The 11,878-nt window shown below is 39.6% G+C and carries 10 protein-coding genes and 1 rRNA gene; 3 read left to right on the top strand and 8 right to left on the bottom strand.

What is annotated here, in order from left to right; genetic code table 11:
• Window positions 1–76, bottom strand: a 16S ribosomal RNA gene (locus ACIQ0C_RS21885); the annotation flags it as partial.
• Window positions 77–713: 637 nt separating this feature from the next.
• Here ACIQ0C_RS21885 and ACIQ0C_RS21880 point away from each other — a divergent pair.
• Together ACIQ0C_RS21880 and ACIQ0C_RS21875 are read left to right on the top strand one after the other, a co-directional pair.
• Window positions 714–1,472, top strand: coding sequence for an alpha/beta hydrolase (locus ACIQ0C_RS21880; RefSeq protein WP_402842875.1), 759 nt, complete (start codon window positions 714–716; stop codon window positions 1,470–1,472).
• Window positions 1,473–1,555: 83 nt separating this feature from the next.
• Window positions 1,556–1,726, top strand: a complete 171-nt coding sequence (locus ACIQ0C_RS21875; protein WP_403063943.1) for a CsbD family protein — start codon at window positions 1,556–1,558, stop codon at window positions 1,724–1,726.
• A 113-nt stretch (window positions 1,727–1,839) separates the two neighbouring features.
• Here ACIQ0C_RS21875 and ACIQ0C_RS21870 read toward each other — a convergent pair whose 3' ends face one another.
• From ACIQ0C_RS21870 to ACIQ0C_RS21850, 5 genes are all read right to left on the bottom strand, one after another.
• Window positions 1,840–2,982, bottom strand: a complete 1,143-nt coding sequence (locus ACIQ0C_RS21870) for a PP2C family protein-serine/threonine phosphatase (RefSeq protein ID WP_403063940.1) — start codon at window positions 2,980–2,982, stop codon at window positions 1,840–1,842.
• A 279-nt stretch (window positions 2,983–3,261) separates the two neighbouring features.
• Window positions 3,262–4,095 carry a CheR family methyltransferase gene (locus ACIQ0C_RS21865; protein ID WP_402842867.1) on the bottom strand — a complete coding sequence of 278 codons (834 nt, stop codon included), beginning with the start codon at window positions 4,093–4,095 and terminating at the stop codon, window positions 3,262–3,264.
• 28 nt (window positions 4,096–4,123) lie between these two features.
• Window positions 4,124–6,925: a response regulator gene (locus ACIQ0C_RS21860; RefSeq protein ID WP_403063937.1), complete on the bottom strand. Its 2,802-nt coding sequence runs from the start codon at window positions 6,923–6,925 to the stop codon at window positions 4,124–4,126.
• 296 nt (window positions 6,926–7,221) lie between these two features.
• Window positions 7,222–8,520 (bottom strand): hemolysin family protein, encoded by a 1,299-nt coding sequence (locus ACIQ0C_RS21855; RefSeq protein ID WP_402842884.1) that lies wholly within the window; start codon window positions 8,518–8,520, stop codon window positions 7,222–7,224.
• Between the two features lie 197 nt (window positions 8,521–8,717).
• Window positions 8,718–9,107: a MerR family transcriptional regulator gene (locus ACIQ0C_RS21850; protein ID WP_403063949.1), complete on the bottom strand. Its 390-nt coding sequence runs from the start codon at window positions 9,105–9,107 to the stop codon at window positions 8,718–8,720.
• Window positions 9,108–10,515: 1,408 nt separating this feature from the next.
• Between ACIQ0C_RS21850 and ACIQ0C_RS21845 the strand changes: the two genes are divergently transcribed.
• Complete coding sequence (locus ACIQ0C_RS21845; RefSeq protein WP_403063934.1) at window positions 10,516–10,941, top strand: DUF4395 domain-containing protein; 426 nt, start codon at window positions 10,516–10,518, stop codon at window positions 10,939–10,941.
• Window positions 10,942–10,983: 42 nt separating this feature from the next.
• Here ACIQ0C_RS21845 and ACIQ0C_RS21840 read toward each other — a convergent pair whose 3' ends face one another.
• Complete coding sequence (locus ACIQ0C_RS21840; RefSeq protein ID WP_403063931.1) at window positions 10,984–11,175, bottom strand: hypothetical protein; 192 nt, start codon at window positions 11,173–11,175, stop codon at window positions 10,984–10,986.
• Window positions 11,176–11,270: 95 nt separating this feature from the next.
• Entirely contained in the window at window positions 11,271–11,750 is a 480-nt protein-coding gene (locus tag ACIQ0C_RS21835; RefSeq protein WP_402842856.1) for a MarR family winged helix-turn-helix transcriptional regulator, read from the bottom strand.
• Window positions 11,751–11,878 lie beyond the last annotated feature (128 nt).

The raw sequence follows: 11,878 nt of genomic DNA, 5'->3' as shown, positions 1-11,878 counted from the left end.
CATCGATTCGCTCGACTTGCATGTATTAGGCACGCCGCCAGCGTTCGTCCTGAGCCAGGATCAAACTCTCCGAAGAAATGTTTGACTTGCTCATTTGCTTTTTGATAGTGTGTGCTCACTTAAAATTTAACGTTGGCGCTTTGTTTTGTTCAGTTTTCAAAGAGCAATTTCTACAATCGTCCTTTCGAACGGCTGTTTATCCATCATAACATCTTATTGATTAGTTGTCAACTTCTACGAAGTTTTTAACTTATTTTTAATCGCTGTGTTTTTCAGCGACCATTTCATCTTATCATTTTCATAGTAAGAAGTCAATAGTTATTATTTCTTTCAGCAATCAGCCAAAAGCGATGAAGTTTTTCGTTTGTCTTAGTTGGTGCTTATTTATATTAATCCCATTTCACTTTAAAGTCAATGCTTTTTCTTCATTTCTTATATTTATATATTACCGGTCATTAGCTTCTTCAGTTTATCAACAATTCCAAGACAGTACTTATATAATAGAAAGAATGGCAACCATACACGAAATTGACCTGGTAAGTATCTTTATATCCTATTTAGTGCTTCTTAATGATATTGAAGTTTTGGAATATAGCCAAGTTGACTTCATAATTTTCCTTATGCTATTATATAACCAAGTAAAATAATCGGAATAGTTAATTTTATTAAAACTTTCTTTTAACAAACTAAGCTAACTCAAAGGAGATGGGAATATGACAGCAGCAATGGTAATACCAGGTGCGGAATCTTTTTACTTACCCGGCAATTCTATTGGCATTCTTATTTGCCATGGTTTTAACGGAACGCCACAAAGCGTAAGGTATTTAGGTGAAAAATTCGCCGCCAAAGGCTTTACTGTCTTCGCTCCTCGACTGGCGGGACACGGAACGGATGAATATGAAATGGAAACAAGTCATTATCAGGAATGGATACAAGATGTTGAAATGGCTTATGCAAAATTAAAGCGAACCTGCACCCACGTTTTCGCCATCGGACAATCAATGGGAGGCGCCCTTGTTCTCGATTTAGCGACAAAAGTGGCTTGTGATGGAATTCTCACCATTAACGCCGCTCTCCAAGTTCCTGAATATGAAAGATATCGTAACCAATCGGTTCCACGCTTCGTTCCCGAAGGCAATCCTGACATAAAAGACAATACAACTAAAGAAATCACATATGATCAAGTACCGTCAAAAGCGATTAATCAATTGCTTGATATAATGGAACATACCAGTCAAAAACTAATAAACGTTTCGTGCCCGATACTTATCTTCCATTCTCCAGAAGATCACGTTGTACCAGACTCGTGTTCCTATCAGATTTATGATACTGTCATGTCCGGTGATAAGAAGATGGTGCCCCTTGAAAATTCATATCATGTGGCCTCGTTGGATCATGACAAAGATCATATCATTGAACATTCATCTCAGTTCATTCAAAGGTTAAGTAAAAGGGCAATAATCGCTTCTTAAAACTCCTTTCTCCATATAAATCAGGTTTATCCATACACTTCATGGGTAAACACAGTATATAAAGAAAAAGGAGGTAACATATAATGAGCGGTTTATCAGACAAAGTAAAGAGTGCTGTAAATAAAGTTAAAGGTGAAACGAAAGACCAAGTCGGGAACGCGAAAAATGATCCTCACTTACAAGCAGAAGGTAAAGTCGACAAATTAAAAGGCAATCTCCAAGATAGCATCAGTAAATTGAAAAATGACCGTTAATCTCAAATAGCCGAATACAGGATTCACTCTCTTAACGAACATTCTCATTTCATATAAAAGGGACCCCCTTTTATAGAGAAGAGGCGGCAGATAATCTGCCGCCTCTTCCTTCTTCAATTTGCTTGAATAACAACAACACACATATCATCAGGTTGATCTTGCTGCATTTCCGGTGACATCAAAAAATCGATAGGGGGAGATTCTTTACAATCAAACCACCTTGTCGAGACCGCTTCTTTTATTTGGTCGAGTCCTTCCGTCCCTTCTCGATCTATTGCTTCCATGACTCCATCCGTAAATAGCATAAGCTGAATCTTCTCTTCATAATGAATGACCGATTTCTCTATTTTCATCTCGGCGAAGAAACCCACAGGACATGTCCCTTTTGAAAGAGAGACCACTTTTCCATCGTCCATTAAAGCAAATCCTGGAGGATGTCCGGCATTCACATATTCCACTGTCTTTTGCTCTGTATCAATGATCATATAAATCGCGGTAAAATAATAATGCACTTGATTATCTTCTTTATTAAGGGTACTCATCCAGCGATTCATTTCGTTTATTACTGCCACTGGATCCGTATGTGTCCTGATGGCATCCCTCAATACGGAGGAAATGAACATACAAACAAGTGAGGCTGATATGCCATGCCCCATCATATCCAACAGGATGATCCCATACCGGTTTTCATCGATGCGGTGCCAATAGTACATATCCCCTGCTAATTTATTCGCAGGTAAGTATGATGCCCTTATAGTTAAGTGGTCATTTATAATGGGTTCACTTAATAAGCTGCTTTGAACCTGCATGGAAAGATCCAATTCATTGCGGATTTTTTCATCCTGCATTTTATGCCAATCTTTTTCATATTTAAGTCTTAACCCCACGCGAATCCTCGCAAGTAAATCTATTTTATTGATGGGCTTCATTATATAATCAATTCCGCCAACATCAAGTGCCTCGGCCACCTTGTTTGAATCTTCAAGGGCGGTCACAAAAATGACGGGTATATCTCTAAGGTGAGGAATACTTTGAAGTCTCCTGCACGCCTCTATCCCATCGATCTCCGGCATCATGATATCAAGCAGAATGATATCAACTGAAGTCTCTTTAGGTTGCGGACTATCCACCTGTAAATATTCAAACATCTCAACAGCTGAAGTTAATGATAGAAAATCCGTATAGCCAGCTCGTTTTAGAATTTTCTCTATAACGAAAAGGTTAACCTGATTATCATCTACGATTAAAATCGTCATTCTTCCATTCCCCTTTTGGCTTATATCGAGCGGCAACATTTATCTTTTTTATATGGAACAGTACTTTAATAAAGCTCCCTTAACAGGGATTTTTCTATTATATTATAACTAAGTTCAGTCTCTTTTAATAATAATAAACCACAGTCGCGATTCTGCATGGAGACCAACTCATTATTTATACCCCTTCTTCCGATATCTTAAACATTGAAATGCAAAAAAGTGAAAAATAATTCACTAATTAAAAAAGAAAGAGTCCGCTTATATGCGAACTCTTTCTCTTTACAATTTCCGATAAATTCGTTCCTTTGAGTCAAAGTCCTCATAATCTTCCGAAAAGGATGATGTATGAAGTGTCTCCTTACTGCCAACCGCAAGGAAGCCGTCTTTACAAAGACTGTCATAAAACAACTGATTAACATAGGTCTGTAATTCACCGGTAAAGTAAATCATCACATTCCGGCACATGATGATATGGAATTCATTGAACGAACCATCAGTAACTAAATTATGCTGGAAAAACACAATGTTTTTAAGGAGGCTCGAATCAAGATAAGCATTTTGATAATCGGTTGTATAATACTCCGAAAATTCCTGGTTACCTCCAGCTTGCAGATAGTTTTTCGTATAAGACTGCATTCTATTTAAAGGTAATATCCCTTTTTCCGCATGACGGAGGACTTCATCATTCATATCAGTGGCATATATCCTCGCCTTATCATAAAGTCCTTCTTCCTTGAGGATGATCGCCATGGAAAAGGCTTCTTCACCGGTCGAACAGCCTGCATGCCAAATTCTGATTTCTGGAAGTTTTTTCAGGAGCGGTACAATATTTAAACGAAAGGCTTTAAAGAACTCCGGATCGCGAAACATTTCAGTGACATTTATTGAAAAATCTTTCAAAAGCTTCTCGACATACCCTTTTTCATATAAAACCATTTCTATCATTCCACTAATCCTGCGTACATGGTCCAGTCTCATTCTATTTTCAACTCTTCTTTTTATTGAAGAACGCATATATTTGCGAAAGTCAAAACCAGAAACGGAATAAATGGCCTCTAACAATAATTCGATTTCCAGGTCTTCTCTTTCTTCAATCGTTAAAGTATCCTTCATGTAAATCCTTCCTTACCCGTACTATCAATCAATTAGTCAGCCATACTCTTAGGACGGATAGCAGCTGATCCAATTTTAGTGGTTTGCTGACATAATCGGAAGCGCCGGCCTTCAGGCATTTTTCCCTATCGCCTTTCATCGCTTTCGCAGTTAACGCGATGATTGGAAGATCCTCGAACTTACTTTGTTCGCGAATTCTGGTCATCGTTTCGTAACCGTCCATACCCGGCATCATGATATCCATCAATATGACATCTATATCGTTTCCTTTTTCAAGGAGTTCCAAACATTCGTAGCCGTTTTCAGCTGTAAGGATTTCCATCCCCTCATGCTTCAGCGCATTCTTCAGAGCAAATATATTACGGTGATCATCATCGACGACCAGTACTGTTTTATTGCAGAATGGTTTGGCCTTATCCCGATCTTCTTCATCCATCATAACCGCATCCGGTTCTCCCTGATCGCCAAAAGGCGCGGCAGAATCATCGTGGTTAGCTGCTGCCACTTCCGGGGAAGCAGCTATCGCTTCGTCGACATATTTGAAGCCCTCTGGCATGCTTGGAATAAAGAAAGTAAAGGTACTGCCTTGCCCTTCTTCACTATCTACAATGACCCAGCCTCCCAGAAGTTTGGCAAACTCCCGGCAAATCGATAGCCCAAGTCCTGTACCGCCATATTTTCTCATTGTAGCTCCGTCACCTTGCTGGAATGCTTCAAAGATAAGTTTTTGCTTCTCTTTTGATATTCCGATACCAGTATCCGTCACCTTAATTTCAACCCAATTGCTAGCACCTTTTGTCTGTATCCATTGTGCCACATTTTCTTCATCAGCTTTTTTGATTTGGACAGATACAGAACCTTTTTCCGTGAATTTAAATGCATTGGATAACAGGTTTTTCAAAATTTGCTGGAAGCGTTGCTCATCCGTAAAGAAAATATCCGGAACGTTTTTACTTTTTTCGATTATAAAGTCAATGTTCTTTTTCTTCGCTACATGATCGAAGTTACGGTGCAATAACTCAGGAAGCTCACTCAAATTCATTTCGTCAAAGACCACTTCAAGCTTTCCGACTTCAACTTTTGATAAATCCAAAATGTCATTGATCAACGTTAATAAGTCTTGTCCTGATGAATTAATGACACGGGCGAATTCCAGTTGCTCTTCATTTAATTTACTATCATTCGGATCTGAAAGCATTTCTGATAAAATCAGGATACTATTGAGCGGTGTCCGCAATTCATGGGACATATTTGCCATGAACTCCGATTTATATTTTGAACTTAACTTCAATTCTTCCGCTTGTTTTTCTAGATTCAGCTTAGCGACTTGAAGCTCTTTCGATTTTTCTTCAGTTTCACGATTTCTCTCTTCCAATTGTTCATTGATCATTCGCAACTCTTCAGCCTGTGTTTGCAGTTCCTCCGATTGGGCTTGCATTTCCTCTGACTGTGATTGCAATTCTTCCGATTGAGCCTGTAACTCTTCGGTCTGTGCCTGTGATTCTTTCAATAAACGCTCTATTTCCATCCGGCCCTCTACATTATTGATCGTGATGCCCAGAGTATCAAGAACCTGGTTCAGGAAAGTTTTTTGCAGCTTCGTAAAGGCCTCCAAACTTGCCAGTTCAACCATCGCCACCACTTCATCCTCAAAAACGACTGGCGCAATGACAATGCTTTTCGGGTTGACTTCCCCCAATCCTGTCGTAACCAAATGAAAATCTCCAGGGATATCTTCAATGACTTTGGATTTCTTTTCAAGGGCGCATTGGCCGATCAAACCTTCGCCAAGACGGAATTCACGCCTGCCCGTATCTTCGCCATCTCCAGCAAAGCTGGCAAGCTTCACAAAGCGCATATCTACACCCTCACCCCGTTTGACGTAAAAAGCTCCAAGTGAAGCTCCCATCATCGGTGCAAGCCTTGTAATGAACCGGTCAGCAAGAACTTCCACATCAACAATGCGCTGATACATGGTAGCTATATCTGCCACACGGGTCTGGATCCAGTTCTGTTCACTGATCTTTTCAGTGAAATCTTTTTCTTTTTGGTTATAGATTTCAAGCGATTCCGCCATATCATTGAACGATCGCGCTATATCACCAATTTCATCAGTGGTCCGAACCGGAATTCTAGGTATGACCGACAAATTTTTAAAATCGATATTTTTGATGACCTTCGTAATTGATTGCAGATCTTTCGATGTGCTGCGAATCATCCAAACAACCGTTACGGAAATGACCAAAATGCTGAGGATCACAGCAAAAATTACAAAACCGATCATATCTTCATAGGTTTGTTTCGAATTACTTAATGTATCTTTCATGACACCTTCTTGGTAATCCTTAAATTCATCCATCGTACTGATGACTTTCGTTCGTTTTTCCCTTTGGTCATCCATCAGGCTTGAAAGATTATCAGATGAGTTTCCCGATTTTATCTTTTGGATGATCTCAGCCTCCGTTATGGAGTAAGAGGCATATTGAGTCTCGAACTCTTTCAATAGTTGCTTTGCTTTCCCCTTATTTAACGAACCTGATAACCCGGCAATTTTTGATTCAATCAAACTATGATTCTCATTGATGATTTCGAGGCTCTCTGCTCTTTCTTCTGTATTTGCATCATTAGCTGCAAACAAAATCTCACGGTCCGACCTAGAAAAAAGCTGACGGATTTCCATCGAAGTTTGAACTTTTTCATAGCGATTTTCAACTATTTCAGTCATGCTACTCTTTAAATTGTTTAGCGTAAACATCATGAAAGAAAGTAAAATAGCCAAGAAAAGCAAGATTAAACCAAATCCTAACATTTGCTTTTTCTTAAAACCCATTTTCCCGCCCACCTTCAATACTTATTTATACCAGCCCGAAATAAACGGCATTGCAAAATACTAGAATTCACCTTATATTCTTTGAAATTTTGGATGGATATATAGGTAGTTTCATTGCTCAAAGTCAATTTTAACATTTTCCATGCTAAAATAGTTACCTACACTATTATTTAAAATCATTTCCTTTTCCAATTAAGTAACAGTCTGCCTAAACCGTTGTCATAAAAACCCAAATGGATTGTTCGTACGTAATAAAAGCCGAAAGTTTCCACTTTCGGCTTTTGGTGTGATCCTGTTTATTTAATCTTCTTCACTTCAACATATAAAACATGGTGGCCGTCCATTTCCTTTACAGTAAATTCATATCCGGCGTATTCAATTTTATCCCCGACAGCAATTTCAAATCTGCCTGTCAGGAACCATCCTCCCAATGTATCGATATCTTCCTCCGGCAAATCGATCGCAAGGGTATCATTGACGTCTTCAACCAATGTTTTAGCATCGAATACATAATGCCCTTCATCAACTTTTTGAATGAGCGGACGTTCATCCTGGTCAAACTCATCTCGGATTTCCCCGACGATTTCTTCAAGGATGTCTTCAACCGTTACAAGACCAGCTGTTCCGCCATATTCATCAGTCAAAACTGCCATATGGATCCGTTCTTTCTGCATTTTCAGCAGCAGATCATGAATGGCGATCGTTTCAAGAACACGGATGATGGGTGTTACAAAGGAATCCACCGTCAAAGCCGTTACATTTTCTTCTGTAATCGTCGCTGTATAAAGTCGCTTGATATTGACCATCCCCACGACATTGTCTTTATCACCGTCTATGACCGGATACCTTGTGTATTGTTCTTCTTGAATCAGTTCAACAACTTCCAATAATGGCATGCCTTTTTCGATAACGGTCATTTCCGTACGCGGAACCATGATTTCATTGGCAATACGCTCATCGAATTCAAATATCTGATTTACATATTTGTATTCCGATTGGTTGATTTCACCGCTTTTATAGCTTTCCGATAAAATGATGCGCAGCTCTTCTTCGGAATGGGCCATTTCTGACTCAGATGCTGGCTTCAATCCGAAAATGCCTGTCAGAAGACGCGCAGAGCCATTCAGTAACCATATGAATGGGTATAAAATGCGGTAAAAGAGAATTAACGGCTTTGCAAAAAGCAAAGTTACCTCTTCTGCCTTTTGAATCGCAACCGTTTTCGGTGCCAATTCGCCGACTACAACATGAAGGAATGTTACGGAACCGAACGCAATCAGGAACGAGATGATGTGACTGACAGATTCCTCTAATCCCCATTTAGTGAACAATGGTTTCAAGATCGCCTCGACCGTGGGTTCACCCAACACCCCTAAACCTAAGGCGGTTACTGTAATTCCCAATTGACAGGCAGATAAGTACTCATCGATATGCGATGTCACTTTTTTGGCTGCGAGGGCATTTCTATGCCCTTCTTCAATTAATTGATTGATCCGGGAACTTCTTACTTTCACGATTGCAAATTCCGATGCAACGAAAAATGCGGTTAATGCTATTAATGCAGCTACTGCTAATAATTTTATAAAAATCTCCAATATGTGCGGGTTCGCCATATAGTTCCAATCCTTCTGACCTTCGGATTAGACATGTACGGCTTAATCCCAAGCACCTCCTGTATAAATGGTTATTTTCGTTTAAAAAGCGATTTTTGCCTTATAACATGAACCGAAACCATTTAGCCTATATCGTTAATATGCACCTTTGTGCATAAAACTATAGAGATAAATTTTAATCATACGAGCAACACTAGTAATGATTGGATCAAGGCCATGCTTTCACGGGATATTTGTTTTTTTAGAAGAAGCTCACTTTTTCCGTCCTTTTCAATCAAGCTGATGAATTCCTGGAGTTCCTCGTTAAGGCCATCCATTTTATTCTTGAGTTGAAGACCTTTTTCCTCAATTGCTGATGCGGCTTCCTTATCCTTTTTAAGTATTTCTTTAATATCTTCCAATGAAAGGTTTTCTCTTTTGTATCCTTCGATACGGCGGAGCCTTTCTAGTTCACCAACTGAATAATAACGGTAATTGGAGGCGGAACGTTCTGCTTTAAGCAAGCCAAGATTCGTATAATAATCTATGGTTCGTTTCGTAACGTTCGCCATTTCCGCCAACTCGCCAATTTTTAAAGTCTCGTTCCCAACATAATCCCCTCCTAACCATCACGTTATGGTTTAGACAAATTTAAAATATGTCTATTCTTCATGACGTTTTATTCTATTCCATAATCGTACATTATTTTAATTGAAATGAAAAATATTATTACCCTCTTTACCCTCCATTGGAAAAACAAAAACCGATTAATTGAATAATCGGTTTCAGTTTGTAGACAAAAGAGGTTGCGAAAACGTGACTTTGATCGAATGATGTTCCTGAACCAAATGACCCAAAGCAATACCCTCAACTTATCAATATGATTTGCATCTAAATTTTATAACAAAGCTGATTGAAGAGGAAGGTACGAGACTCCTGCGGGAATTGCGCGTCTAGGGAGACCCCGCAGGCGCATGCCGAGGAGGCTCGCGGACCGCCCGCGGAAAGAGTGCCTGGAGCGGAAATCAACGTCCAAATTGTACAAACCATAAAAAAATGTAGGCCCGTTCATGTAGACCGTACCCACAGTTTACAGACGGAAAAAGCATCTTTCATCAAATGATGTTCCCAAACCAACACCTTCAACTCCTCAGGTATAGCTACTAACGAAATGCTATAACAAAGCTATTGAAGAGGAAGGTGCGAGACTCCTGCGGGTATAGCGCGTCTAGGGAGACCCCGCAGGCGCATGCCGAGGAGGCTCGCGGACCGCCCGCGGAAAGCGAGTGCCTGGAGCGGAAATTAACGTCCAAATTGTACAAGCCATAAAAAAATATAGGCCCAATCATGTAGACCGGACCCACAGTATGCAGACGGAAAAAGCATCTTTCATCAAATGATGTTCCCAAACCAACACCTTCAACTCCTCAGGTATAGCTACTAACGAAATGCTATAACAAAGCTGATTGAAGAGGAAGGTACGAGACTCCTGCGGGAATAGCGCGTCTAGGGAGACCCCGCAGGCGCATGCCGAGGAGGCTCGCGGACCGCCCGCGGAAAGCGAGTGCCTGGAGCGGAAATCAACGTCCAAATTGTACAAGCCATAAAAAAACTTTAGACAAACTCGATAAAATTGTCTAAAGTCTGAAACCGATTAATTGAATAATCGGTTTAATTTATAATTGAATCCATGGATTTATTTTTTTGTTTTAACTGAGAATTGATTGCTCAATATCTTAGGACCGCATTGGCATAAGGAAGAATGCTTTAGCCTTTTTATTGGTGTTCCACATGTTTCACAAACTTTTGCTACCATTTATACTGTCCTCCTCAATTTAAATTCTTGTTATACATATTACACTAATTTTATAATAATAATCAATACTAAATTAAAATAATTATAAATAAGAATAACTTTTGTTTTATTAACCTTTCACTTCACAAGTGATTAAAATAAAGATAAAATGTAACAAAACACATCAGGAAGGTTGGTATTCTATGACAAGTGAAAGTCGCTCCATTCCCCGTCCCTTAGTACGAACGAATCAATGGGTCATTTTGTTAAGCGTAGCCACCGCCTTAATAACGGGACAAATATGGATATTAGCCATTCCTTTAACAGCGGGGCTTTTGGGTCTTCTCTTTAATTTCAATCCAGTGATGCGTCTTGCAAAGCTCTTTCTTAAAAAGAAACCGTCCGATTATATTCCCGAAGATCATTCACAGCAACAATTCAACCAGGCCATAGCAGTCGTTTGCTTAGGACTTGGATTCACTTCTTTTTTGCTTGGTTGGAAAGTTACCGGTTATATATTCACCTTGACGGTCGGAATGGCTTCTCTAATAGCCATTCTTGGGTTCTGCATCGGCTGCTTCATCCTTTATCAATGGAAGCAATATTCCTATCGCCGATCTCTACGCTAATACCACACATAAATGGGACTGACATGCGTCAGTCCCATTTTATTATTCGGTTGCACGTAAGGAATTACTCTTTTTGACCCAAATGGTTGCCAATGCAATCAGCAAAATTAATACCGCTTGCGGCACCAGTGTTTCCATTGTTGGATAAAGACCTATCGTTTCTGCAAACGGGAAGGAGCCGATCGTATTTGTCTGTATTACTTGCGATACCTGAAGTGAATGAAAACGGGACAATCTCTTTAAAAAGAATCAACCTCTATCCCTTTTGTTTTCGCAGGATAAGCAGCTCCCAGCTGGCTAAAAATAAAAAGGATAGCCTAACATATCAGCTACCTTTCACGCTCACTCATTAACTTGTCATTTTCTTTATCCATGATTTTTGTGATATCCTCAACAAATTGATTGATCAATATTAGCTCTTGCTCATTATAAGCTGAGCACAAATCTTTTGTGGCCATAGAGAGCGATTGATAGTGCGATTTAATCTGTTCCTGTCTTTCCGGTATCGGCACAATCATTACCTTTCTTCCGTCCAATTGATCTCGTTCTCTTTTAACATAACCGGATTTCTCAAGTCGATTGATCAGTGCCGTAACAGACCCCGTGCTCAATCCTGTAATTTTGGATAATTCACCGGCGGTAATGGGTCCTGTTTCATTCAATATTTCAGCACTCTTTAAGTCCGTATGGGACACCCCTATTTTCTGGGCCATATTTTGTTGAAATAATACGGATCTCATTCCATACCGCTGCAATCTGTGTGTTAAACTCTCTAACAGAGCTGAATTCCGCCCATTATCACTTGACATAAAATGCCACCCCTTTTACACTTAAATTTATCTTGATTATCAAGATAAATGTTTTGTTTCATCTTAACGTTTACCCTTCAACCATGTAAAGGAAATTCATGAGCTGGTTGATATAAGGAGGAAAATAA

Source organism: Peribacillus sp. NPDC096448 (assembly GCF_044762675.1).
In the GTDB taxonomy this organism is placed as follows: Bacteria; Bacillota; Bacilli; order Bacillales; family DSM-1321; genus Peribacillus; species Peribacillus frigoritolerans_B.
Note: the sequence above shows the minus strand (reverse complement) of the source record. Positions and strands in the feature narration are given on the sequence as shown.

What these genes read in the sequence shown, in the direction of transcription:
- ACIQ0C_RS21835 (WP_402842856.1), bottom strand. Translation starts at nt 11,750, where the DNA reads ATGTCAAGTGATAATGGGCGGAATTCAGCTCTGTTAGAGAGTTTAACA.
- ACIQ0C_RS21865 (WP_402842867.1), bottom strand. Translation starts at nt 4,095, where the DNA reads ATGAAGGATACTTTAACGATTGAAGAAAGAGAAGACCTGGAAATCGAA.
- ACIQ0C_RS21875 (WP_403063943.1), top strand. Translation starts at nt 1,556, where the DNA reads ATGAGCGGTTTATCAGACAAAGTAAAGAGTGCTGTAAATAAAGTTAAA.
- ACIQ0C_RS21860 (WP_403063937.1), bottom strand. Translation starts at nt 6,925, where the DNA reads ATGGGTTTTAAGAAAAAGCAAATGTTAGGATTTGGTTTAATCTTGCTT.
- ACIQ0C_RS21880 (WP_402842875.1), top strand. Translation starts at nt 714, where the DNA reads ATGACAGCAGCAATGGTAATACCAGGTGCGGAATCTTTTTACTTACCC.
- ACIQ0C_RS21845 (WP_403063934.1), top strand. Translation starts at nt 10,516, where the DNA reads ATGACAAGTGAAAGTCGCTCCATTCCCCGTCCCTTAGTACGAACGAAT.
- ACIQ0C_RS21870 (WP_403063940.1), bottom strand. Translation starts at nt 2,982, where the DNA reads ATGACGATTTTAATCGTAGATGATAATCAGGTTAACCTTTTCGTTATA.